This window comes from Bacillus sp. 1A (assembly GCF_052682215.1).
Genome location: NZ_JBQYLZ010000001.1, coordinates 3,648,257 through 3,674,595 on the forward strand (window position 1 = coordinate 3,648,257; position 26,339 = coordinate 3,674,595).

Annotated in this window: 15 protein-coding genes and 1 pseudogene; 13 read left to right on the top strand and 3 right to left on the bottom strand. The window is 30.3% G+C overall.

Features of this window, described 5'->3' with window-relative positions:
• Positions 1-25: 25 nt before the first annotated feature.
• From ACUN0F_RS18580 to ACUN0F_RS18605, 6 genes are all read left to right on the top strand, one after another.
• The gene (locus ACUN0F_RS18580) at positions 26-3,379 is read left to right on the top strand and encodes a hypothetical protein (protein WP_445539908.1); all 3,354 of its coding nucleotides are present in this window, start codon (positions 26-28) and stop codon (positions 3,377-3,379) included.
• Positions 3,363-9,548 carry a hypothetical protein gene (locus ACUN0F_RS18585; RefSeq protein ID WP_445539909.1) on the top strand — a complete coding sequence of 2,062 codons (6,186 nt, stop codon included), beginning with the start codon at positions 3,363-3,365 and terminating at the stop codon, positions 9,546-9,548. Before ACUN0F_RS18580 ends, ACUN0F_RS18585 begins: the two co-directional genes overlap by 17 nt.
• A 249-nt stretch (positions 9,549-9,797) precedes the next feature.
• Entirely contained in the window at positions 9,798-10,133 is a 336-nt protein-coding gene (locus ACUN0F_RS18590; protein WP_445539910.1) for a hypothetical protein, read from the top strand.
• Between the two features lie 283 nt (positions 10,134-10,416).
• Positions 10,417-12,153: a Gabija anti-phage system endonuclease GajA gene (gene gajA / locus ACUN0F_RS18595; protein WP_445539911.1), complete on the top strand. Its 1,737-nt coding sequence runs from the start codon at positions 10,417-10,419 to the stop codon at positions 12,151-12,153.
• Between the two features lies 1 nt (position 12,154).
• Positions 12,155-13,639: a Gabija anti-phage system protein GajB gene (gajB, locus tag ACUN0F_RS18600; RefSeq protein ID WP_445540834.1), complete on the top strand. Its 1,485-nt coding sequence runs from the start codon at positions 12,155-12,157 to the stop codon at positions 13,637-13,639.
• Positions 13,640-14,606: 967 nt separating this feature from the next.
• Complete coding sequence (locus ACUN0F_RS18605; RefSeq protein WP_445540835.1) at positions 14,607-14,804, top strand: DUF6037 family protein; 198 nt, start codon at positions 14,607-14,609, stop codon at positions 14,802-14,804.
• A gap of 511 nt (positions 14,805-15,315) precedes the next feature.
• Here the strand turns inward: ACUN0F_RS18605 and ACUN0F_RS18610 are convergent.
• The 3 genes from ACUN0F_RS18610 to ACUN0F_RS18620 all read right to left on the bottom strand — a co-directional run bounded on the left by ACUN0F_RS18610 (position 15,316) and on the right by ACUN0F_RS18620 (position 17,194).
• Positions 15,316-15,675 (bottom strand): helix-turn-helix domain-containing protein, encoded by a 360-nt coding sequence (locus ACUN0F_RS18610; RefSeq protein ID WP_240821376.1) that lies wholly within the window; start codon positions 15,673-15,675, stop codon positions 15,316-15,318.
• Between the two features lie 621 nt (positions 15,676-16,296).
• Positions 16,297-16,608, bottom strand: coding sequence for an HNH endonuclease (locus tag ACUN0F_RS18615; protein WP_098301622.1), 312 nt, complete (start codon positions 16,606-16,608; stop codon positions 16,297-16,299).
• Positions 16,601-17,194, bottom strand: coding sequence for a hypothetical protein (locus tag ACUN0F_RS18620; protein ID WP_445539912.1), 594 nt, complete (start codon positions 17,192-17,194; stop codon positions 16,601-16,603). The genes ACUN0F_RS18615 and ACUN0F_RS18620 overlap by 8 nt, the downstream gene beginning before the upstream one ends.
• Before the next feature lie 435 nt (positions 17,195-17,629).
• On the opposite strand from ACUN0F_RS18620, the gene ACUN0F_RS18625 reads away from it, so the two are divergent.
• The 7 genes and pseudogenes from ACUN0F_RS18625 (at position 17,630) to ACUN0F_RS18655 (ending at position 26,246) form a co-directional block, all read left to right on the top strand.
• Positions 17,630-19,015 (top strand): tyrosine-type recombinase/integrase, encoded by a 1,386-nt coding sequence (locus ACUN0F_RS18625; protein ID WP_445539913.1) that lies wholly within the window; start codon positions 17,630-17,632, stop codon positions 19,013-19,015.
• Between the two features lie 64 nt (positions 19,016-19,079).
• Complete coding sequence (locus tag ACUN0F_RS18630; RefSeq protein ID WP_445539914.1) at positions 19,080-21,305, top strand: tyrosine-type recombinase/integrase; 2,226 nt, start codon at positions 19,080-19,082, stop codon at positions 21,303-21,305.
• Positions 21,298-23,184 carry a tyrosine-type recombinase/integrase gene (locus tag ACUN0F_RS18635; RefSeq protein WP_445539915.1) on the top strand — a complete coding sequence of 629 codons (1,887 nt, stop codon included), beginning with the start codon at positions 21,298-21,300 and terminating at the stop codon, positions 23,182-23,184. Before ACUN0F_RS18630 ends, ACUN0F_RS18635 begins: the two co-directional genes overlap by 8 nt.
• The gene (locus tag ACUN0F_RS18640) at positions 23,166-23,708 is read left to right on the top strand and encodes a hypothetical protein (RefSeq protein ID WP_445539916.1); all 543 of its coding nucleotides are present in this window, start codon (positions 23,166-23,168) and stop codon (positions 23,706-23,708) included. Before ACUN0F_RS18635 ends, ACUN0F_RS18640 begins: the two co-directional genes overlap by 19 nt.
• A gap of 438 nt (positions 23,709-24,146) precedes the next feature.
• Positions 24,147-24,419 (top strand): annotated as a pseudogene (locus ACUN0F_RS18645) (glutathionylspermidine synthase family protein); the annotation flags it as partial.
• Between the two features lie 324 nt (positions 24,420-24,743).
• Positions 24,744-25,544 carry a BA2930 family N-acetyltransferase gene (aacC, locus tag ACUN0F_RS18650; RefSeq protein ID WP_131701107.1) on the top strand — a complete coding sequence of 267 codons (801 nt, stop codon included), beginning with the start codon at positions 24,744-24,746 and terminating at the stop codon, positions 25,542-25,544.
• A gap of 12 nt (positions 25,545-25,556) precedes the next feature.
• Positions 25,557-26,246: a phosphopantothenoylcysteine decarboxylase domain-containing protein gene (locus ACUN0F_RS18655; RefSeq protein ID WP_048566190.1), complete on the top strand. Its 690-nt coding sequence runs from the start codon at positions 25,557-25,559 to the stop codon at positions 26,244-26,246.
• The last annotated feature ends 93 nt before the right edge of the window (positions 26,247-26,339 follow it).

Here is a 26,339-nt window from a genome sequence, read left to right on the forward strand (position 1 = left end):
AAAGAATACTTTATACATTGCAAGGATGACTGTTTTAGGTTGGCTTGCCTATATATATCCTGGTGATGAACCAACAAGTCCATCAGCTTTATCGTTAAAGGAAACATGGAAACAAAATCATGGGATTTATATTTTTGCTCCTTTCTCACCTATATCAATTGGGGAAATTGTAAACAAAGTAAATGAATTTTTAGATGATGTTAGAGATCCTAATGCTACCAAAAGTACCTTTATTTGGCTGGATGATCCTAATGCTGAGCGCTTTTCTAGAGAGAATGCATGGTTTCTATCCATAAAAGAAACGTCAACTCAAATCTACATTGCTGATAATGATTTTTATGTTCCATTTGGAGAATATATTAGTTTTTCAATTCCAAGAGGGTGCTTAGTTATGTATGATGATAATGTACAGCATTTTATAATTCGGGAAAATAATAGCCAAGGTCTACCAATTATTTTTTCAGGTTCGGCGTCTCAAACCGATACTAAAATACTAAATCATGAAGTATACCTGCCTTTTATTGGTCAAAGTTGTGGAACATTTCGATTCCGGATGACAGCTCATGATAATGACTTTTACGATAATTTTAATATAGGAATGAGATATTATTTTCCAAATAATAATGAAACTACGATGATTAACTTTCCTTTATTTCAAACATCAGAATCTGAAACGCGGACTTTTACTTTTCAAGTAGGACTGGATCCAGTAGATCAATGGAATGCGCATTCGTTAACAAAAAATAGATATAGAACATATCTAGCCTTTGAACACAATAATCCTGAAATTCCTAGTTATTACCGCACTCACTTTGGTCACGAAATTTATCTTATACCTACAATTTATTATGAAGATAGTGAAACAAACCTTCCATATCAAGATCCACAAGAGAAATGTGCAAAATATTTGTTTACTCCACAACGAAATAACTTTGTAAGTAAAGACTGTCCAATGTATATGGTACCACATGGATTATTCCGTATTAAAGTGCCTAAGGTGAAATCAAACGGTTTAGTACCAATACAAATTCTTTGTGGTTTAGTAGGAACAGAAACTATAAGTTGTGTACCAAGCTCTGAGAATTTTGAGGGAGATGCACTTTATTTTGAAATAGGGAAAGCTGCTTATGCACCTGTTTTTCCTCTTACAGATGAAAATCGGCACATTATTAATCCAGAATTATTAATAGATGACTATTTAACTGCCTGGGTATCTGTTTGTAGGTTAAATTCTGATAAGGCACTTACATTACCTATTCGTTATCTATCTCAACCAGAAGAGGAATCACATTTCTTACAGGTCGATAACCCTAAAATCTTAGATTATTTCCAGTCTCCTGTTGCTGACATAACAAAGTTAATTACATTTATTCCGCTAGTCCCGCATAGTGGAGTGAATTTCAATCACTATTTACAAAATGTAGGTATTGAGCTTGAAATTATTTCTGCGGTACGTAAGCAGTTAATGGACAAACTTTTTTATTTACAAGTAAAATCGAGTAATTTAAAGAACGGTGATAAAAAGCTTACAGAACAAGTTAAGGTAACTACCCCGCAAGGATTGCTCCTTACTTTAAATAATAATAGTTGGGATGAGCTTCTTATTGCTCAGAATAAAGAAGTGACAGAAAATTCTAATTTAAAATCCTTAAAATTTGAATCTGTAACGCGGGAACTTAGAAATGCTTTGCAAACGAATCAACAATTTTTGGTAATCACTGATAATAAAAACATAGGACAATTTAAAAATAAGATTCCAATTGCAGGATGGCCTTTTCATATCAATATTGGATCGGATATAAACAATGCATCTGGAGAGTTTCGGAATATTTTGATTTTTAAATTTTGTAAAGGTAGTCTATTTGATTATGTTAAAAATCCTAAATTGTGGACAAATCCTGAGACATTTAATGATCCGAATCAATTATCTGATTTATCATATAGTTTGCAGGATTATTGTCAACAAGCTATTAATGATGCAGAGAATGGTAACGAAAATCTTAAGGCTTTTTCTGATGTGATACAAAATGCTTATTGGAATGGAATTATAGCGCTAAAAGTAGATATGTCCCTAGCTGAATTTCCAGATGAGTTAGCTTGTTTACTTGGTGGTATAAAGGATAAAGAAAAACTATATGCACATCATATTGGAATTAACATGAATCGTGTTCAATCGGACAGTTCCGGTCTTAAGATGGATGAAGTTAGCTCCTTATTTGGTTTTATAAATTACAAAGATGAAAACAGTGAGGAGGGTTGTGGAGCAAGTAAAGATTATGAGTTTAAAGTAAGAAAATTAGAGGTCTTGTTTAAAAATTCAAAGCTTGTTTCATTTAGTGCCAATTTAAAATTATGGATGTGTTCTTTATTTGGTAGTGAAGTTATTGGTAAAAATGAATTAACTTTTGAAGGAACTTATGAGGACCATAATGGTGTTCCATCTTATGTCTTTAATACTATAGACATAGTGAATCTTAATTTAAGTAACAGTATACTTCAAAGCGTATTGCTTCATAAGGCAAGCTTCCGAACAATGAAGATAATCCGTAATGAACGAGGTGAAATTCTACATATTTATACACGATTCTCATTTTGGGGACGCTTAAATTTTGTTAAGCAAACCCCTGATTTATTCTCCTACGGAAGTGAGAATAGTGTAGCAGAATTAGAACAAGGTGCAGGATTGGCTTTTTCTAATTTAGGTATTAATATGGATTTTCCTATAAATACTCAAGTCACGTTAAAATTACTGAACGATAAAACTTTCATATTTGATGTGAGTGGATTATCAATTGATGTTGCAAATAGTATTCAACGTACAAAAAGTTTGGTTACTGGAATGCCTTTACAATTAAGTCGCTTTATCTTTGATAAGGGGACAGCCGAACTAGAGAAAGAAGGGTATCATCCAATCAAATCCATTATTGAATCGGGGCATTTTATAGATAGGAATGATCCACAGGAGAAGTGGTATGGATTTGATTTTAGTTTAGATTTCGGCAGCAAGGGTGCATTAAACTCCAATAATAGTTTAACCGTTAGCTTAGCTCTCTGCTGGAATAATAACTCAAATAAATATATTGGAGTGAAAATACCCGGGATTAGTCAACAAAGTACTTTATTTAAGCTGCAAGAAATTTTAGATACAAGTTTTAAAGATATTGATTTAATTTTTAATAAAGAAGGGGATTACGTATTAGCGTTAAGAAATTTTTCGCAAATTTTTTTAGGAAATGGAATTTTTCCAGAAGGATGCGATACTATTTATTTATTTAAAAATCCATCAGCTGCAACGGGCAGTCTTGGTTGGTATGCCGCAGCGGTGGAAGGTACGAATTGCGATGAGAGAGGAGTGAATTCAAATGAAAAAAAAATCTAAGAAGTTTGACTTTAAGTATATCGGGCTAGGACAGCATATTTCGTTAAACCAACCCACTGATTTAGAGGAAGCTTTTGAACTTATCAAGACTAACTTTGTTAAACCCAATCCTGACGAGTCAAAGCCTTTGCCTGATAATTTAAAATTCGATCAAAATGCACAATGGTTGATTGGTTTGCAATTACAAATTCTATCTTTTATTAATATCAGTGCTATATTTAGCGATCCCCATCTATATGGCTTACTTATTACCTTGGAAGGTGATCAAGCTGGTGAATTTAACGAATTTAAGTTTGCAATCGAATACGAAAAAGTCTCTGATTCATTAGGTGCATATAAAGGGAAAATTGCTTTACCTAAAAATTTGCGCAGACTTGAATTTGGGACAATCACTGTAATTTTACCTGAGTTTTATATTGAACTTTATAGTAATGGTGACTATAAAGTAGATGTAGGATTTCCAACTAACTTAGATTTTTCTCGTTCTTTAATTGTAGAAGCACTCCCGTATAAAGGAGCCGGGGGCTTCTATATAGCGCGTTTAAGTCAGGGGGCTTCTAAACTCGTACCATATACAACCAAGGGTTGTTTTAGTCCAATTACTGAATTTGGTATAGGTATGGAGTTGGGAGTTGGAAAGTCTGTTGATAAAGGGGTATTGAAAGCGGGTCTAAGTTTGACTTTTTTAGGTATTTTAGAAGGATGTCTCGCTTTTTATAAACCGGACCATGAAGATGAAGAGAAAGGTGAGCGTTATCAATGGCTTCAGGGGACTTTTGGTATTTCTGGTATGCTGTATGGTGAAGTTGATTTTTCAATTGTTGCTGCACGAGTGGAAGCGTTGGTTCGTGCAACAGCTCAAGTGACTTTTGAATCTTATAGAGCCACTCCAGTAGTCGTTAAGGTTCAAGTATCTGCCAGAGCAGATATAAAAGTTGACTTTGGTTTCCGTAAGTATACTATAACGAAAACCTTTGATAAAGAAATAGATACTGATTTTCAAATTGGAACTAATTCAAAAGGACCTTGGGAAGAGAATCCGATACCTATAATGGCGCCAGTAGTGAAGTTGATGAAATGGCAGCCACTAATACTGGAGGAAGATGAAAAGAGAAATCTTAATCTTTACTTTTTACCTCATCTCACTATTGCTGATGAAGAAGGGAAAGATAGTCCTATTCCAAAAAGGCAAGCCAATTATTCTGCAATGACTTATATTGATAGTTCCTCAGAAGAGGAGAACTCATTTAAAAAATTGGTAGAGGCTATATTAATTTGGACCATCAATGCTTATGTTAATTCGGATAAACAGAATACAACAACACTTGAGTTTGCTTTAAACTCTGATGTATCTGATGAGGACCTTTCCAATATATATAATTATTTGACAGGAAATAAACTACCTCAGACATCAATTGTGTATCGGAATCCTGATAATAAGGAAGATATAGTTTCGTTTTTATCAAATTACTTTCAAATTAATATATATCATCCTGATAATACTAGTACGAGTGAAAATTCTATGGGAGAATTTCCTGTTAGCTTTTTTCCTGTTTTTCCGGATTTAGAATTAATTGTTGAACATAGTAAAGTGGAGAACCCTGATCGTACGGAGATAGTGCATAAGGCTAATTTCACATCCTATAATGAATGTGGTAAAGAATATTTGAATGACATCAAGGAGTATATTCAGCATTTGTTAGTATCTTACCAAACAGTGGTTGAACAAAAGCATGATCAAGGCCCTTATCGAAAAGGAATTTTTATTGAAGAGCCTATATCTATAGCCACCTGGTTTTTTCAAGATTGTATAAGTATGATTGCTAAAGCTGTAATTTCAGAAGCTAGAGAGCATATAGATGGTTGCACAAAAGTATACAAACTGGTCGATAAGACTCTATCATCTGACACAGTAGGATATATAGCTGCCATGATATCACGTTATATGATGCATGGTATGAGGATTCCAGGACTAGAGGATAGAACATATTCAACTAATACCAAGACTTATTCTATCTACAAACTTCTTGGTCAACAATTTACGATTCCAACTGTAAAACCTGGTGACAAATTATTTTTAACCTTGGAGAATAAGGGAGAATTAGAAGTTGAATTTAAACAATGTCCAGCTACCACTACTACTTCTAGGGACCAGAGTATCAAGATTGAAATCCCGGAATGGGAAATGGAGCGTATTCGTCGAATTAGCAATGTAACTTTTAAAGAATTAGGTAAAGTTAATTCTTTAAAGACGTGCGAAGAAGTATGTCCAACGTATTCTTTGAAAAATCCTATAAATTTGAATGAAGATAAAAAGTTATGTTTTTTTACAGAGTCCCTAACCAAAGTATTAGATAAAAATGTCTTTTTGAAATTACAGAAATCAAAACTAGGAGAAAAACCTACAGATATTAACGATTATATTTTAGCTACCTGTATTGATGTAGATATTTACGATATAACTAAGTTAACAAACTTTAAGGCTTATGACGTTATTGGAGCAGATGAAAAAGGTAAGGAATTATTAGGAAAGATTTTCAAGTATATAAAACCACTTACTCATCTTTCAGATGCCATTGATTCAATTCATCTCTTATACGTCGAAAAAGATCAGCAGGGATTAAAGTACGATGAAAATGCTAAATTGGATCTTACAAAAACAAATCTTTCCACAGAAACGAACCCTGGTATAGTGATTAATTCTTCTAAGAACAAACAATTTATTGAATACTTGTATCAGAGTAGCCTTGTTCGATCAGGTGGTTTTTATTTAAATTATTGCAATGATAATAATGAGGGCATACCTCCAGAAAATTTTGACGAGGGGCTAAAGGGCAAAATCTCCATACTAGTTAAGTATTGTAATGAGACACCCATTTCCTCATTTATGAACTGTATTGTACTAGACGGGTGCTTAGTTAATGATAATGAATCCTTATTTTTTGAAGAACAAAATAATAAAATTAAAACACCAGTCCTTTCACAAGGACATATTGGAATTGAAGTACAGCGTAACGAAGTAATACATGAAAATTTGGACATAAAATATATAATAGAACAATTTAATCTAATAGGGTTTAAAATTTGTAACAATGATTGGTTTACAGAACAACCTTCATCTCCATTACCAATTGGAGCTACTAATGAATCATTACCAACGAAGGATTTGTATTATAAGACAGTATTTCCAATAGCTAAATTTGCTAAAAATCAAAGCATTGTACTATCAGATAAAGATTGGGATCCATATGCAGGAATTGGTGGATATGCAAAAATAAAATTACATTTGCAAGATTTGTTTGGAAATCAATTGAATCAACCTTATTATGTCATTGACTCTCCTATTCGTTATCGTGATTTTCTAATTCCTATCCATCAATGGCCAAGTATAAAGCTGGATTATGAATTTATTAATGAAGAAGCGACCAAAATACACATAGACCTTATTTTTGATGTTGAAAATTACACATGTGGGCTAGACCCTTCACAATGTGAAAAAGCAAAAAAATATGCGGCAATTGATAAAGAGACGTATCGTAAAATTTACTATCAGTTAATTCAATCTGATGTTGAGGTCTATTATATCTCCAGTATTACGAAGTCTTTAATAAACCCCGATGGATCAAAAATGATGGTAGACAAAAATACATTAGTAGCATATGTGAAGAAGATTTATTACTTTTTGGAAAAAGCCGAAAATGGTCAGACATATGATGTTCCTCCATATCAAATTGAGCAAGAGATAATTATGACTAATGAGGAACCAATTTTTGAACTTACGCTGTCTTTCACAATTGAACGAACGAATTTAGATCATATTGACAGTGATTTTAAAGATGTTGATGCAGTCAAGCAAGCAATTACAAGGGTATGGCCTAAAGTTGTGTATGATCAAACACATCATCCTTTATATCATTTTACTGAGGATTTTGAAGGTATATTTAGTAGTAAAATTGCTTTAGGAACCTCAGTTGAGAATGAGATTAACCAAGGAGAAAATAAAAAAGTTTGGGTAGTTCATTTTGATCCAGCGAAGAATTTAAATTATGAAATAAAAGATGAAGCTTATTTTTATGCACCTATCCCTATAAGTAGAAATAGAAAGACATTAAAAGATGTAGTTATAACATCTTTTAAAGATCCTGTTTCTGAGATTACAAAAGATTTTCCAGATGTAGATTTAGATCAATGGGCTAAAGAGTGTTTAAATTATATTGACCAGTTATTAGCACCTCAATATGCTGTAGCTGCACATCAAGTTAAAAATGAAGAAGTTCAAGTTCTGGATGAGATATTAAATGCAAAGAGAATAATTGCAGAGGCAATAACCAAGAGTGTAATGCATATAGGGAATTTGAAATCCGATTACGTAGAATATAATCTCGATGAGGCAAAAGAAAAGTTTAAACAACAAATACTAATTAAGCTATCAAATGCCTATGATATTGATACGATTGTTCAACATCCAGTTTGTGTGCGTTCCCCATATGAGAATGTAGAAGGTGTTTTAGAGGCGCCAAAAACGTATGGAACCATGAGTGGGAATTTATTAAACTCTTACCGCTTAAATGGAGAACAACTGATTAAAGATCAAAATAATCAAGAGTACTCCTTCTCTACTGCTAAAATTTCTTTAAAAAATGGAATGGTATGGTTGACCTATCTATTTAATACAAAGCAAGATGGGAAATATCAAAGATATGAGTTCCAAGATATGACTTATCAAGTTAACCATATCGAGCATGAAATTCGTGATATTTCGGGTATGGAGGGATATAAAGCTTCTTCTTGGCTCTCCTTTATTATTCCTTGGAATAATAAAATTGAACGGGGATTGAATAATTTAGAAATTCCAATTCCCCTTCGGTCATATCCTATTCCACCATCTATAGAAGCACATCAATGGGTTTATAATCCTATACAAACCAATCCGCTTAGTCAAACACGTAATTGGGATTATAAATACACATTCAAACAAACCATGGAAGCACAAGATCAAATTAAAGCCAAAATCGAACTCAATGTAAAAAAAGAGGATACCGGATTTATTAATCAATCAGAGATAGACCAACTTGGTGAAGCTATGGCACAATTCAGGTTTATTTGGCCAGAAATTAAGGCTTATTTAGATACTAATCTTAGTAGAGAAGATGTTTGTCCTGAAACGGATGAACTGAAACCAGATACAGAAATAGAAAGAGCGTTTATAAAATTAAAAGACGATCTTAATCGCTTAGCACTTGCATGGTCTAATTGGGCTTTAAGTATTTATCAAGTGGAAGTGATGCAAGTAAATAATAAAATTGAACTCAATTACGATATTATAGAATCTGCTGAGAACAATGAGGACAACCCTAACTTATGTATTACAGTAAAATCTAAAGAAGATATTTCATTACCGTGGATTACAATCGATGGATATGACACTGAAGAAGTTGCTTCCGGCATATTTAGGTTCTATCAATGTTTAGATGAAGAAAAATCAATCAAGTGTCGCAATAGGCGGTATTTGGCTTACGAAGATAGAAAAAACATTCCTACTCGGAACGTATTGTTACCAAAGTTAGATATTTTAAATATTCGTCACGCGTGGGGCGGAGTATATTTGACTCGTAATGAAAATCTGTTTGACAATTGTAGGACATGTATTTACGATTCCACAAACGAAAAATTTTTATATCAAACTGAATTTGCAAAAATGGCTAATCAAATTACACCGTTTCTTGTTAATGAACAATTTATTGATATCGCTGCTATCTTTGGAGAAGCACAAGTGAGGAGCTTAGAAGATCATTTAACTAGTATGGTAATGGAACTATTACGTGATCCTACAGTATTAGGACTCAGTTATAGTAAAGAACATGATATTAAAGGATGGGTAGGTTACCAGTTTAATCTATCTAAAGATCGCTTATATTTACCGGAGATAACAGTACCGTCATTCATTTCTCTCCCTTTTCAATATGAAGATGGTGATGATATTATAAAAAATCTATCTGAAAAAATGTTGAATATCTTTAAAACAAGGCCAGACGGACCTGAACCATCAATTGGTACATTTGTAATAGAATTAGCGATATATGATAAGAAAAAAAACGAATTGCCTATACTGAAATTAAAAAATATGTATTTGGATGTAGATATGATTCTCGAACTAAGAAATCTTTAATCATACGGTAAAATAGCTCAATCTTTATTTATGCAAAGGCTTGTTATTTTGAGATGAAAACATCTAATTTAACTAACTTTAGGTAAGAAGCTCCCATCTATAAGTGTTAGCATAGGTGAGGGGCTTTTTCATATTTGTTAACGATTAATTTTATTCATATCATTACGTGTGTTAGTAGATGTAAAGGTAACATAGTTAGTGCGTAATATGAATTAATCTAAATTAGGAAATATATTTAATGATGCGTTAATGTTTGCAGAATTTATAGTAAACGAACCTATGATTTTAGAACAATTATTAGAAAGTAAATATATACATAAGTGGAAAACTGTTCCTAATATGGTTGGGTTTACTGAGAGTATTGCAAAAATAGGAAAAGAAAAAGGGATACAGTATATAAATATTGAGAATTGGCCTGTTTTAATTTGGATATACAATTTAATTAAAAGAACACCAGAATTCATGGGATTTAATAAATTACCAAAGTTTAAAACTTTATCAGGTGAAACATCTAGACCAATGGCAATTTTGGGGAGAGTAAGGATAAAAATGTTTCTTTCTCCACGTTCATCTCCAACAATGTAAGCTTGTTGGAGATTGATTCGTTTAGTCAATTCTTCTTGTGAAAATCTTCTTTTTTTCGTAAAAAGCAGATGTTTGGGTTATTATGAGAGCTTAATTTTGTTGTCTGGAAAATTTATGGGGAATTTATTGTATAATGAAACTATGTAGAAATACATGGCTTTTTTTATTTATTAAAGATGGGATCATAATAGGAGGAGGTTGGTTAACTATCTGTAAAATAAGAATAGAATTAAAGAAGGCATATATTAAAAATAAAATAATTAAGAAGATAAGGTGATGAGTAATGAAATTCAGTCATATTACAATAAAGAACTTCAGGAATTTTGAAAAAGTAAATATAAATTTAGATAATAAAAATGTGATTTTCGGGATGAATGATATTGGAAAAACAAATTTTTTATATGCATTAAGATTTCTTTTAGATAAAGATATAAGGAAATTTGGTTTTAATAAATCTGATTATCATAAACATGACACGTCTAAAAAAATTGAAATTATTTTAACACTTGATTTATCTGATTATGAAAAAGATGAAGATACAAAAAAACTTATTTCAGTGGTTAAGGGTGCTAGAACATCGGCAAATGCAGATGTTTTTTATATCGCATTAGAATCTAAATATGATGATAAAGAATTATACGGGAACATAATTTTAAAATGGGGATCGGAACTTGATAATTTAATAGATATACCAGGGAGAGGGAACATAAACGCACTAGACAATATATTTAAGGTGATTTATATAAACCCCCTAGTGGATTTAGACAAATTGTTCGCGCAAAATAAAAAATATATTTTTGAAGAATCACAGGGGAATGAATCAGATGAAGGGATTTTAAATAATATTAAATCTTTAACAGATCAAGTGAATCAACAAATAGGAGAAATGACAATTATTAAAGGTTTCCAACAAGAGATAACAAGTGAATATAGGTCTTTAAAAAAAGAAGAGGTTTCTATTGAATTGAAGTCCGAAATGGCAATTAAAGGATTCTTTTCAGATATTATTCCATATATAAAAAAAGATGGTGATTCTAATTATTATCCAACCTCAGGGGATGGTAGAAGAAAAATGCTTTCTTACTCTATATATAACTATCTGGCTAAGAAAAAATATGAGGATAAAATTGTTATTTATTTAATTGAGGAACCAGAAATCAGTCTACATAGATCAATGCAAATTGCTTTATCAAAACAGTTATTTGAACAGTCTACATATAAATATTTTTTCTTATCCACTCACTCTCCTGAACTTCTTTATGAAATGGATAATACAAGATTAATAAGAGTCCATTCAACTGAAAAAGTTGTATGTTCTTCTCACATGTATAATGTGGAAGAAGCTTATGGAAGTGTCAAGAAAAAGCTAAATAAAGCATTATCATCGGCTCTATTTGCTGAAAGAGTACTTTTAATAGAAGGTCCTTCAGAAAAAATATTATTTGAAAAGGTTTTAGACGAAGTAGAACCAGAATATGAATTAAATGGAGGTTTCTTGCTTGAAGTAGGAGGGACGTATTTTAATCATTATGTGTGTACATTAAATGATTTAGGTATAACCCATATAATTAAAACGGATAATGATTTGAAATCAAAAAAAGGTAAAAAGGGTGTATACGAATTATTAGGATTAAATAGATGCTTAAACTTGTTAGGACGCGAAAATCTAGATGAGATTACTATTGAAATCCCTGATGATATAAAAGGTAAAAAGAAAAAAGAGAGACTTAATGAAAGAAAAAAAGAGATTTTTAAACAATATAAGAATGAAGTAGGAGAATTCTTAGGGGAACGAATATATTTATCGGAAATCGATCTGGAAAATGATCTATATTCTGCAATTGGTGAAAGCATGAAAAGAATTTTTGAAAACGAAGATCCCGTACACTATTTACAGAAAAGTAAACTATTTAACATGGTCGAGCTAGTAAATAATTTAAGTACTAAAGATTGTTTTGATGTCTTTGAGTACGAAAAATTTGCATGTCTAAAGGAGTTGGTGGGTAGTGATAGAGGATAAAATGTCTAGAGAACAAATAATAAAGGATGGAGGGAATATTCTTGTTACTGCTGGAGCAGGTTCGGGTAAAACGACAATACTAGTTAGTAAAATTGAAGCAGATTTAAAAGAGAATAAAACTCATTACTCAATTGCAGCTGTTACTTTTACAAACAAGGCAGCAAAAGAAATTGAGGAAAGATTAGGATATTCATCAAGAGGGAATTTTATTGGCACTAACGATGGTTTTGTAGAGTCTGAAATTATTAGGCCGTTTATTAAAGATGCATTTGGAAACGATTATCCAGACAATTTCACTGTTGAATATTTTGATAACCAATTTGCTTCATACGATGAGGGGCTGCAACTGCTGAAATATCAAAATATCTTAGGAACTTATAGTAATCCTAAAAAGAACTTTAAGTTTCAATTGGCTTTAGATATTTTAAAAAGATCACTTGTCGCTAGACAATATATATTTTCAAAATACTTCAAGATATTTATAGATGAATACCAAGATTCGGATAAGGATATGCATAATTTATTTATGTATTTAAAGGATCAGCTTAAAATTAAGTTATTCATTGTTGGTGACCCTAAACAATCTATTTATATCTGGAGGGGAGCAGAACCTGAAAACTTTAATGGTCTTATAGAAAATTCTACGGGTTTTAATAAATATCATTTAACTTCCAACTTTCGATGCTGTCAGGATATTCAAAATTACTCTAATTTCTTTAATGAAGAAACTAGAAGTTTAATTAAAGAACAAAATGAGGTTCAAAATGTAATCAGTATAGCAGATGATATGCCAATTTCAGATGTTTTATTAAAGTTAACAGAAGAAAAGCAGGTACTAAACATAGATGAGGAATTAGTGATTTTAGTCCGGAGACGTAATCAAGCCGTTGAAATAATGAAAGAACTAAATGAAGAAGGGTTTAATTTTATTTTTGTTCCCCAAACTCCATTAGATAGGGCAACTCCAAATGCAACTTTTCTAAAAGAGGTAATTAAATATGTTAAAAATGATAGATATTCAATATATGATTTAGCTGCTGAATTTGTAGGTAATCTAAACTCACGAGAAATTAGGGAGATACAAAAAATAATTAATGAATTACTTGTTCCAGATATTAATCAGGTACTAATTAACCAGGTATTAATTAATTTATTTGCTAAATTAGAAATTACTTTAGATACTAGAGAAATTAAAGCATTTACAGAAGTAATGATGACGAATGAATTTGATATAGCTTTTGATACAAATGAATATTTACATAAAATATTTACTGTACATTCTGCAAAAGGGTTAGAATTTAATCAAGTCATTATTACTGCAAGTGATTACAATGTACATCATAATAGAGATACTAATGAACATTATGTTGCTACAACTAGAGCGAAAGATAAATTAATTGTAATTATGGATAATAAGAGATACTCGGATTATATTGAGATGCTAATGAAAGAACTTAAAATCAAAAATATTATTAAGTCAATATAATGGGGCTTAAGCTTGATATACTAGCGATGAAATATACAATTTTATACTCGTAAACAGCTAGTGTCAATTCTATCTGTGGTATATTGTGCAGTTGGATAACGTTATATTTTATATAATAATATTTCGTAAGTAAAGTGTATCACGAGTATAAATATTATGTATTTATGCTCTTTTATTATCATTTGGTTTATTTGTTAGGTAGTTAGAAAAATATAGTTTGGTTAGGCGTTTAATACAAGTGACAAATTATATTAATTATGAGAGAAGATATTTCACCATTAAATTATAGAAATATCTTCTTTTTTATTGTATTGTAATAGATTTTTAATTGATTTGATCAATTCATTCATCCAATTAAAGCACAGAGTATCTTAGAAATTGCTAATATTTTTAGTTTATATGATTTTCAAATTATAAGTTGGATAGACAGTGCTTTTTATAGCCTTTGATTCAAAAATTTTAATCACCATATATTTCATCAGTTATATAGACCTTTAAACAATAATGTCAATAATGTATTCAAAGGAAGTTTGATATATATGGGGGCCTTTTACTAGTGTTAATCAGCTATTTACAGCTTGTAGCAAACAATTATTTCTAGTTCGTTTTAAATGGCACAGAAGATAATTTCAAGATATTAAAGTAAAGAGTTGAGTTGATATCTCGAAATTATATAAGTAAAAGCTGAAGTGATTAAAAACGGTTAAAAAAAAGAGCCTGTTCATTGAAACAAGCTCTAGCTACAAGAAATAGCGTAATTGAGATGTCTATATATTACCATTTATCTATTTAAAGTTCTAGGTGTCTTATGTTGAGAAATAAATATAGCAAAGTAAAAACAATAGATGTACAAAAGAAAAGTATTATAAAAGATGGTTGTACATAATAGGGGCACCGTCACATGACCATCAATCCCAAAGAATTAGCTACTCCAAAACAATAAAAGGAGCAAAATGAACACGAAAAAATTTATTTCCATAGCTTTTGCGATAATGATAAAAGAGGAGATAAACGAAGCTTAGAAAATCATATGAAAACAGAGAATCTCTTACCAGCTGCTAATAAAGTTATTGGTGGGAGAAATATATCAGTATGTTTCACTGATACACCAAAAGATGAACAAACAGGGTCAGAAGAAATAAACACTAAAATAAACGAAATCTAAAATCCTATGTGTATAAAAATATTTTTCAATTTTATAAAGAGATTAGTAAAGATAATCATGAATTAAAATAACTTGTAATGATTTCTATAAGTTATTTTAATTTTATAATTATATTTATGAGAAAAATTTAAACATCCAATAATATAGTAGAATATACTTCCATCTTATGTTTAAATAATTCTTCCCCACCTTGATATCCTTTATTTTCAACCCATCCATGCTTGTTAGCTGATTTTTAGTATAATAACTTTTCCACATCAGTGTTATATTTAAAGAGAATAATGATTAATACTGTATTAATTAAATAATCTAAAAAAGAAACCATATTTTTAATGTGGTTTCTTTTTTTAAATGCATTTTTTCTAAACACGTTGGAAAGGGTAAAGCTTTTTTATTTAATGGTATTAAAGTTTCCTAGGGTGAGAAAATTCTTTTAGCGATTTTTAGACAATTTGAGACATTTATTATAAGTGAATATTTATAGTATGTATTGAAAAATATGTTGCACTTATTACTTAATGTTGTTATTTTCTACGAACTCAGAGAAGTTATGAAGAAACTTTAGAATAAATTGCAATTCATCCGCATTTTTTTGATGTAATAGAGAAGTAATGATACTAAGAGATTCTTCTCGTCGAGGGTTATCGATTAAATTGATATTACCAAAATTTAGAATTTTATCAGGTGAAACCTCTAGACCAATAGCAATTTTTTGCAGAGTAAGCATGGAAATGTTTCTTTCTCCACGTTCAACTCCACCAATATAAGCTTGTTGCAGATTGATTTGTTCAGCCAATTCTTCTTGTGTCAATCCTCTTTTTTTTCGTAAAAAGCGGATGTTTTCCCCAACTAATTTTAAGAAATCAGACAAGTGTATCACCTCTCTATCAGATTAGAGAAGTGTACAAATGAATGTAAGAACACTATAGTGATTAAAAATAAATATATAGAACTTATAAGTATTATTTCACGTTAAATCGTCTAGTTTATCGGAGTAATGAAAATATAAAATAAATAGTATTATATCCCATTATGTTTAGTTAGTAGAGAGTCTGATTGTTTTAATCAGTGATTTATAATAAAGAACGGTTTATGTAATTATTAAATTACCATATCAAGCCATACCATACCAAACACCACCGAACCGAACCCAGCCGGGGGATACCATGCCAAGCCCAACCTAATTAAATGACCTATCTCTTCAGCAATAGGGAGGTCATCTCCTATTGAACAGCTTATACTGTTTCGACACAATCATGATTTTTTGAGAATGTTCGTGTAACGTGAAATTTGCAGTAAGTGTATTTAAATAATTGATTTATAAACAATATAGTATCAATTAATTATTTGTTTGTTATCAAATATTAATTTAGTTTAAATCCGTATCAAATCGTACCATACATCTAGTTTTGCTTTATAAAATGCACCAATTTAACTATATTTGAATTTCTATATTGTTACTATTTCATTAGGAAATATAAAAAATTCTGTTCTACCTTTTCAATAGTGATTCTTCTTCCCAAACATATTGACGCCAATCGGCTGTAATAACTCCATCTTTTAAAGCTTTTGCAATCATACCACGATGAAAGTGATCTGCACGTAGAACGTGACATCTTCTACAAAGAGTACGTAAATTTTGAAGGCTATTGTCTCCACGTATCCCACTGATTATATGATCTATATGACACTGGTTTAATAGAACTGTCTTTTTACAACGTATACATTTTTTATTATCTCTGTTCCATACAATAGGTCTTATGTTTATCCTCCAAGTTTCATAAGGGGTTCTTTTCTTAGGCATGTGCTTTTTGCTGGATGATGTTAAAATCAGTAACATGGAATCGACCAAATCCAACCTTTCTTGCATCTCCTAATCCGGCGTACGCACCAGCATCTTGGCAAATAGCTCTCATTTGTTCACGGCTAATTAAGGTTCCCTCCCATATTATACTGAACTCTGTTTCCCAACCGGATGAAATAGCTAAGCGATAACGTATATTTTTTACTCCTCTTCTAGAAACAGGGCGTACGTCAATATAAACATCCCTTTTATCATCCCTTGTTATTTCGTTAATGGGTGGAAGAAACCTGTTAATTAATAGTTTGTTATCTAATACTTGGAGAGTTGAAGATACGTCTGGCTCTAAGGTTCCTCTTCCTTTGGAAATAAATTTTCCTCCTGCGCGTAAACAAGAGAAAATATAAATAGGATCCAAGTAAAGTTGACCTTGTGAAGTGGCTTGAAAGGTTTTCTTCCATTCTTGTGGATTATTTCCTGGAACTCCCCATTTTTCTTGTTTGGTTATAGGAATTGCCTCTTCGGTAAATCGATTAAATAAGAGTGGTCTAGTTCCTGAAATTTTTACATTAGCACAAATTATCGACATTTAAGTCGCCTCCTTTAATAACACTTATAAGTATTTATTAACATTTTTTAATACTTTTAAACACAGATATGAATTTTACGTTTAAAATAATTAATAGAAAGACAACAAATACATTAGCTAAACCTTTAAAAGAGCTGGGTTATATATAATTTTAAAAATTTATATATATATCGAAAATGATATAATAGTGAAATAAATTAGAAATCAAGCTTGTAATACTAATTTTAAATGTCAATTTCTAATACTTTTTAGATAATCGCGGAACATGGCGATGATGTTGGTTTTTATAGCTGATTTGTACTGTCTATAAAATACAAACAAGAAAATATATATTTGGTCAGTTTTAGGATTAATTAATCCTACATTGTCTTAATGGATGGGGAAATATGGTATTAAAATTGTGGGTATGTATTAAAAATATCTGGGGGAATCAATATGATTGTAATAGAGGAATTGAATGGATTTTCTTCTTTAGCATTTAGAAAGCATAACCTTACATTGGATAAAAAAATAAGATTGGAGGAAACTGTTTACATAAGTAGTGCAATAGTCAGCAAGGATAACTATAAATACATGATAATTTACGATTGTAGAAAAAAAGTGATTTCGAATGCGTATGAATTTTTGAATTTTTATCTTGCTGAAAAATCCTATAATACAAGGGAACAAGCTTTAACTGCAATAAAATTATTTTACAGTTTTGTAGAATTATTTGATATAAATGATTTTAACAATTTGTCTTGGCGTGATATTCAACTATTAAAAATATTTTTACTTGGAGATTGTAATAATGGAGTGGACATAACATTAAAATTAAAATCTAAACGCAGTAATTTAACTATAAATAATTATTTTGGAGTGTATCGGAAATACTTTGAATTTTTAGGTATAGATGACTCGATTTTATTTAAAAAGAATACTGTACGCAAGTTTAAAGGAAAAAGCGGTTTTTTGTCTCATGGTTACAAGGAAATAGTTGAAAAATATACTGTGAATGAGCGTAACAATTCTAATAACGATGTTGTTCCCATGTACATAAAAGTTAATGAATTTAAGGCGATAATAAATATTGTTCGTGCGGAGTATTCTGCAAGAGAAGAAATGATAATACGATTAATGTTTGAGTGTGGTTTAAGATTGGGTGAGGTATTGGGGCTTACTTTAGAAGATATAAAAACTGATTTTTTAGAGATATCAAAAAAAGAACTAGATGATTTAGGTTGTATTTTTATCCGTAATCGTGTATCGGATAGAAGTGATCAAATGGCAAAATCTTGTCTTAAGCCTATAAGGGAAGATGATTATAAAAGCAAGGCCTATTCGACTAGAAAAGTAGGTTATCAAGAGATTTATCCTAGTATTAGTTTAATATTAAAACTAGATGAGTATATTGCAACCGCTCATGAAAAAATGTCATTTAAAAATCGAGAAAATTATCTTGGAAAATCGGTCGCAGACAAAGTAGATTTTAATTCTGTTCTGGGGGGGAATGATAATTTTTACATATTTTTGAGTAAAAATGGTACGCCTTTAACTAAAACGGGCTGGAACAAAACATTAAGAGAGATTTTTAAGAAAGCTGGGTTACATATAGATATTTATGAGAGGGAACACAATTTAAGTCATCGGTTTAGACATGGTTATGCCATGTTTTTGAAAAAATATCAAAATGCTGATGAATTAGATTTGAAATATGCTTTACGCCACAAATCTATAGCTAGTGTTGAATGTTATTTTAGACCGGATACTGAAGACATATTGGAGGCAAATCAAAAGGCAACAGAAAGCATGTTTTCACTTGTACCAGAACTCTATTATTAATGAATAAGGAGAATAAATCGATGGATATTTTTTTGAGAAAAATGTAGAGTCATATAAAAATCATTTGAAAAGAATTGTACAAGATCAAAAGATTGTTAACCTTTTATTAGATTTCTTAAAAGAAAAAAGAACAGATATTTTATTACTTGAAAATAATGAAACATCATATAAGATTAATTTGAAATTATGGGCACAGACATTTTCGAACATAGGTATGAATGAATTATCTTGGAATGAAATGTGTAAACAATTACAACAATGTGGAAGTGGTTTATCTGAAATTAGGGGAGTCTATGGTTTTGCGTATGAAACTCAAAGAATTCTAGATCAAAATTCGGATTATTTGAAAGAAAATCAATGGATATTTACAGAGAAATTAGGTGGTAGTACAACTAAAACAGTATTTTTTGAGGGCTCCAATCCGTTGAATCTACAGAAATGTACGGATGGAGTAAAAGTAACCTTTTTATATTTGCATTGTCATAATCATTTCATTAGAGAAATACTTAGAGAGTTTGTAGATACACTTAAATTTACAGAACAAAGACATACTCGCATACGAAAATTTATATATTGGTTTGAACAAAGTTTTATGGTTTTGCCTGCATTTCCACAGAATTTTGTGGATTTTAATATAGATACATTAAAAAAACAATATCGCTTTTTTCGTAATTTAGATCTATCAAATAGCAAAGGACGTTATGCTCGTTTTTTAGTTAATTTCTATATATTTTTATGTCAAAAATATGAGATGTTTTCTTTAAATGATGGTATCAATAAACACATGCTATTTCGTCCGGATTTTCACAATATATATGCGAAAGGTTTTAAGGTTGTATATGCAAATAAATTAGATGAAATTCCTATTTTCCATAGATGGGTAGTTGCCCCGAATGGTGAGGAAAAAGGAAGTACTGTAAAAAGATATAATGAGTATTTTTTAGTGGATTTTCTAAAAGTAAAAAATGAAAGGTTTAGATATCTGTTAAAACATTGGTTTTGGCATTCTGAATTAAATATTCATACGAAATCTAAAGATATATATAGTCTGTTTTATTTTATAAAGTATATACAAAAGAAAATAGATTTTAATTATTCTTGTACTACATTAACAAAAGTGAATTCAAATAAAAAAATGATTTTTATAGCTGAAAATATTGCTGCGTTCCGATTATATACTTTATATAAATATCAAAATAACAAATCTGTAAATTCGCATATATATGTAGTTAAAGATTTCTTAAAACATATATCAAAATATGAATTAGAAAAAGTAGAAACACAATGTTTCGAATTGTTAAATCAAATTGAAAAAGGGGAAGCAAAACCTAATCCGATATTGAAAGAAGATTTAGATAAGATTATTTGTGAATATAAAAAGAAAGAGAAAACAGGTGAGTTAAAGTATAAATTATATTGGGTAATTTTATCGATTAAATTGACAACTAATTTAAGAATCAATGAGATTTTAAGCATTAAAGTGAAAGATATCAAAAGAATTAATGATAATGATGTTCTAATGGTGCTACGAAAGACAAAGGGCAGTGCAAAACAGAAATATTATCCTAATCAATATGTAATGAGGCTAATAAATTTAGCAATTGAAATTACAGAATTCCTAAGGAATGAAAATAAAAATGATAAGACAATAAATGAATACGTATTTCTTAATGCTTCTATTAAGGGAGGAATAAGAGTCATTACGAGAGATGTATTTTATCGTGATTTTAGAAGAACTATTAAAAATTTAGATTTATCTCAAGATAATTATACTGTTTATAACTTAAGAGATACATTTATGAGCAACATTTTTGAAGAAGGTAAAAAACAAGGAGTTAATATATTTGATATTCATAAGGTAACTGGGCATGCAAATATGGAAACTACAATTAAGCACTATCGAAAAAGTAATATTCAAAATTACTTGGAGGCAATGTTCTATATTAAGTTAGATAATGTAATAGTTAATGGGACGGTAGTGGAAAATCCTAGGGAGGGTATTTCAAATGAAATTTATTCTTTAAAATCTGTTACAGTACGAAATGAGAGTGGGTATTGTGGAGCAGGAACATGTATTGCAGAAAAAGATCTAGATTGTTTAATGTGTCCTAGTTTTATAACAACCTTAGATCGAATTCCATACATAATAGAAAGTATAAAACAAATAGAAAAAGATATTAAGCAGAGTGTTTATGATGAGAAAGTTGAGTTATTACATATTAAGAAATTATATGTAGTATATCTGAAAAAGCTATATGAATTAAAGGAGGAGCGATCAAAAGATGCCTAAAGAATTTATTAATTTTAGTGGGTTACAATGGTATGTTGATGAGTTAGAGGAGCTATTTGTTAAACCAGAAATTAATCAGATGAATTTAAATAATATCTTTAGGTTACCATTGAGAAATAAAGAAATATATTTCAATGATGATATATGGGATTTTTTTGATCCAGTTACAATAATAGTAGGAAAGCATAATGATTATAATTTTAATTTTTCGGAAGTAGTTAACCCATTCAAAACGTATGCAAAACAATATATATTAGAATTAATTTTGATAAAGCGATTGAGATTTTCCACAATAAAACAACGTTATAAATGTTTAATGAAATTCATGAATTTTTTGAATGATAAATTGGTAGATGATTACAAATTATTTTCACATTCTCTTTTTAAACAATATATAGAAGAAGTATGCAAGGATATATCAGAAATTTTAAAATCTGTTCAAATAAAAGTTGTGGTGGCGTTTTTAAAAAAGATTGAATTTTATGATGGAAGAGTGAATTTTAAATATATTTATAAATACTTATTATCGACAATTAATCAACAGCAAATTCAAGCAGAAATTGAAAATAGAAAAACAACCTTAATTCCAGAAGATATATTGAATTGTATTATAAAGGTGGCATTAGATAGTATTTTGGATGAAAATCAAGACAAAATAACAAAAAAAGCTGCATGTATGATTATACTTTTATCTCAAACTGGTATGAGAGTGGGGGAGTTAAGATTACTAGAAGCAAATCAAATTGAAGAAGTAAATATTTTTAATGGAAATGAAAAAATCTCATATTTAAAATTTATTACTTATAAAACCATTACAGGAGAATCTTATGCATGGACAAAAACCTTTTTAACGCAACATGCTGTATTGGCATATAATACGCTTGTAGAAATGACTAAAGAGGATAGAAAAAAGGAAAACTCAGCTTATTTATTGGGAGTGTATGGTAAAACCGGTAGGTATAAGGGAAGACCATTAGAATCTCAGTGTATACGCAGAGCATTATTTAATTTTGTATTGAAAAATAAGGATAAGATTCCCTGTTTAAATCTATCATTAGATGAAGATGATAATTTTAAATCACTGTCTGTTTATGATATTAAGAAATTTCGATATTCACCTCAAGCATTGATAAAAGGATTAAAAGATACTGATATTGTATACTGCCCTCTCCCACACCAGTATAGGGTTACTGTTTGTACTAAATTGTATGAGCAAAATGTAGATCTAGACTGGATACGAGAGCATATGAATCATTTAAGTTTATATATGACACAACACTATATCAGGGAACAAAATAAATATGAAAATCAAATGAAAGAAGCTCAAAAGGGAATAAGAAAGTTAATTGAAGAAGAAAAAACAATTCTCAGTTCTGATAAAGAAGTTGAAAAGGCGTTACATAGAAAAATTAATCTGTTTATTAAGAAAAATAATTTAAATGTTAGTGTTGATGTAGCAGAAATAATCGAAGGATTAAAAGGAAATTCTCCGATTAGAGAAAAAGAACAAGGGTACTGTATAAAAAGTAATTATGGAAGACAATGTCCTAAAAATTTAGAGTTAGACATACCAGAAATTTCTCCTTCACACATTGCGAGTTTTGAATTTTTAGATATAACTTATAATAGGTATATAAAAATAAAAGAAACTATCATGTATAATCAAAATAATGGTTTTAATGTTGAGGCTGAAAGGGAGAAAAAAAGGTTAGTTCGATTAGTGGAAAATTATTTATTACCTGAATTGGAAGATTTACATAAAGAGGTATCACAGAGAGGGGCAGAACATGTAATAAAGGAGAATCCAGAACTATATAACATTGTAAATTCATTTGTAGTAATAAAAGAGGAGGTTTTAAAATGGATAAAATCAAATTAATTGAAATGAAATTAGAACAATTAAAATTACCTCAATACAATATTTTAAAACCTAATATCCAACAGTATTTACTGAAAATCGAAACAATAGTACAGCAAAAAGAAATGAGCAGAAAAGTTGCTTTGCAAGAATATCGCAATGGGAAAATTAGTGTAAATAATATTGTAAAAGATATAAGTATATCAAGACAAACAGTATATAATAATCGGGAAATTTTAGAAGCATATATATTATATTGTATAAGCATCCAAGAAAAAGAGGATGTTTTTGTAAAGGGAATAGATAATAAAAATAAAATTAGAGAACTCGAAGAAACTATATTTTATTTACAACAAAGGGATGTAACAATTGAAAATTTAAAAATTCATTTAAAAGAGTATGAAGAAAGAATAAAGGTACTATTGGATAGCTTATCAAAACATCAACAACAAAACAGTACATTGGTACAAAGAATCAAGAAATTAGAGAAAAAAATTATAGTTAATAACACAAATGTCATTGGATTATATGATGAAACCAAATGATATTGATTGAATTTAATGAACGAAAGAAGCTGCGTTAGATAGGCATTGTTCAGTTTTATTTTTGTTGTATATGTTTATTTCATAAGTAATGGCACAAATCTACAGTCTGTCATCATAAAAGTGCTATGTTTTATTAACATAGCGTGAAACAAAAATAAAATTTTTCCTGTGGATATTCTTTGAATGCAATATCATCATGCAAGTTAAACTTATAAATTGAAATTTATTACAAAATCAGAATCTGTTATAGTAGTGCATATAATGTTATAAATATACAGAGAAGCATGAAGAAATAACATGTGAAAATAAATATGGATAATTAAAAGTTTAATTTTAAAAATAAACAGTTGTCTAATTCCTTAAAACCATCCGTTGGATCTGTAATGCGTATTAAATCAATAATTTGAGCTCATTAGACAATTATTTAAGTTGCTATAATACGGACGTGAAGGCGGAGGGGTATCTATATACGAAAATGATAAACTATTAGCTGAAGATAAAACGGAGTATTACTTTGAACAACGGAAAATATATCAGCAATACATAGAAATGCCTGACTATACAATTGACACATGGGATGGTCCGTATACTGGTAAACTATTAATTGGTTCACACTGTATTAGCGGGAGAGCCGCAGGGTTATTTTTACGTGTAGGCGAGAAAATAACGGGAAACTTATCGATGTTTACAGGGGTTACAATTGAAGGGTAAATGAAACGGAAGAGCTTATCAGTTGTGATGGGCTCTTTCGTTTATATATAGTGTTTGTATTGTTTTGACGTATCACTTTTATTTTTCTTCATACTGAAAAAACGTATGTAATTAAGCAAATTAGTTCAAATAGTAGAAAAGAGAATAAAGTTTTTTTATTTATCTGCTATTGTTATTTGAGATCGATATATTGTCATTTGATTATTATGCATGTGAATTTATAACCTTTTTTTGAAGTGACAGAAATGATTAAGTTAAAAATTAAGAAAAATATGATAATATATGTATGTATTAGTTTTAAAAAATGGGGGAACAATCGTGAAAATGAATGACATAGTGGCAAGTACACAATTGCCAAATACAATCAAAACAATTACAAATGATTTAAGAGAATTAGGGTTAGAAAAAGGAATGACGGTTATTGTGCATTCTTCGCTCAGTTCTATTGGCTGGGTATCTGGCGGAGCCGTTGCGGTAGTAGAGGCGTTAATGAAAGTTATTACGGAAGAGGGAACAATTATTATGCCAACTCAATCTTCGGATTTATCTGATCCGAAACATTGGTCAAGACCACCTGTACCTGAAGAATGGTGGCAAATTATTCGAGATAACGTCCCGGCGTTTGAGCCACATATAACACCAACAAGGGCAATGGGAAAAGTAGTTGAATGTTTTCGTACATATCCGAATGTAGTACGTAGCAACCATCCATTAGGAAGTTTTGCTGCATGGGGAAAACATGCGGAAGAAATAACGATGAATCAGTCGCTATCAATGAGTTTAGGAGAGGAATCTCCATTAAGAAAAATATACGATTTAGATGGATACATATTATTAATTGGTGTTGGATATGATTCCAATACGTCTGTACATTTATCTGAAGTACGTACTGGTGCATGTGAGTTAATAAAAGTAGGGGCACCAATTATAGAGAATGGTGAAAGAGTATGGAAAGAGTTTGTTGATATGGATTACGATTCTGATAAGTTTGTAGAAATCGGTGTAGAGTTTGAGCGAACAGGAACTGTAACAAATGGAAAAATAGGAAATGCAACGTGCCGTCTTATGAAGCAACGAGATATCGTTGACTTTGGAACAGAATGGTTTCGTAAGAAAAATCAGTAAGGGATGGTTACAATGAAGGGGAAAAAGGTATTAATTACGAGTGGTGGTTGTTTAGAAAAATGGGACCAAGTGCGTGGTCATACGAATATGGCAAAAGGAACAATTGGTAGAATAATCGCTGAAGAGTTTATAAGTAAAGGAGCACATGTTATATATTTACACGGTTATTTCGCTGAGAAACCGAACGATGTAAACAATCAATTAGAATTACACCCATTTGAAGGAATTGTTGATTTACAAGATAAAATGAAAAGTATAATTACACATGAAAAAGTCGATGCGGTCATTATGGCAGCGGCTGGATCAGATTGGGTTGTAGACAAAATTTGTGATCAAGATGGTAATGTTCTTAATATGAATGGGAAAATTTCAAGTGATATAGCGCCAATTATTCATTTTCAAAAGGCTCCAAAAGTATTAAAGCAAATAAAAGAGTGGGATCCAGAAACCGTACTCGTTGGCTTTAAACTTGAAAGTGATGTAAATGAAGAAGAATTGTTTGAAAGAGCGAAAAATAGAATGAAAGAATCTAAGGCAAATGTAATGATTGCAAATTCACCACATTCTTTATATTCACGTGGAGCGGTGCACTACGTAATTGGACAGGACGGTAAAGGGAAGTTATGTAATGGGAAAGATGAAACGGCGAAAGAAATTGTCAAAAGGTTAGAGGTACTATGTAATCACATTACTGCTTTATAATTTTAAGTATTTGGATAAGAGTGAATCCGCATAGTATATATAGGTAAGCGAAACTTTAATTTATGGGAATTTTACTTTTACACAAACGTTAAC

Excerpts from the sequence above, each read along its gene's own strand:
- ACUN0F_RS18590 (WP_445539910.1), top strand. The coding sequence starts at position 9,798 with ATGTTTGCAGAATTTATAGTAAACGAACCTATGATTTTAGAACAATTA.
- ACUN0F_RS18640 (WP_445539916.1), top strand. The coding sequence starts at position 23,166 with ATGGATAAAATCAAATTAATTGAAATGAAATTAGAACAATTAAAATTA.
- ACUN0F_RS18625 (WP_445539913.1), top strand. The coding sequence starts at position 17,630 with ATGATTGTAATAGAGGAATTGAATGGATTTTCTTCTTTAGCATTTAGA.
- ACUN0F_RS18635 (WP_445539915.1), top strand. The coding sequence starts at position 21,298 with ATGCCTAAAGAATTTATTAATTTTAGTGGGTTACAATGGTATGTTGAT.
- gajA (WP_445539911.1), top strand. The coding sequence starts at position 10,417 with ATGAAATTCAGTCATATTACAATAAAGAACTTCAGGAATTTTGAAAAA.
- gajB (WP_445540834.1), top strand. The coding sequence starts at position 12,155 with ATGTCTAGAGAACAAATAATAAAGGATGGAGGGAATATTCTTGTTACT.
- ACUN0F_RS18620 (WP_445539912.1), bottom strand. The coding sequence starts at position 17,194 with ATGTCGATAATTTGTGCTAATGTAAAAATTTCAGGAACTAGACCACTC.
- ACUN0F_RS18655 (WP_048566190.1), top strand. The coding sequence starts at position 25,557 with ATGAAGGGGAAAAAGGTATTAATTACGAGTGGTGGTTGTTTAGAAAAA.
- ACUN0F_RS18580 (WP_445539908.1), top strand. The coding sequence starts at position 26 with ATGACTGTTTTAGGTTGGCTTGCCTATATATATCCTGGTGATGAACCA.
- aacC (WP_131701107.1), top strand. The coding sequence starts at position 24,744 with ATGAATGACATAGTGGCAAGTACACAATTGCCAAATACAATCAAAACA.
- ACUN0F_RS18615 (WP_098301622.1), bottom strand. The coding sequence starts at position 16,608 with ATGCCTAAGAAAAGAACCCCTTATGAAACTTGGAGGATAAACATAAGA.
- ACUN0F_RS18585 (WP_445539909.1), top strand. The coding sequence starts at position 3,363 with ATGAAAAAAAAATCTAAGAAGTTTGACTTTAAGTATATCGGGCTAGGA.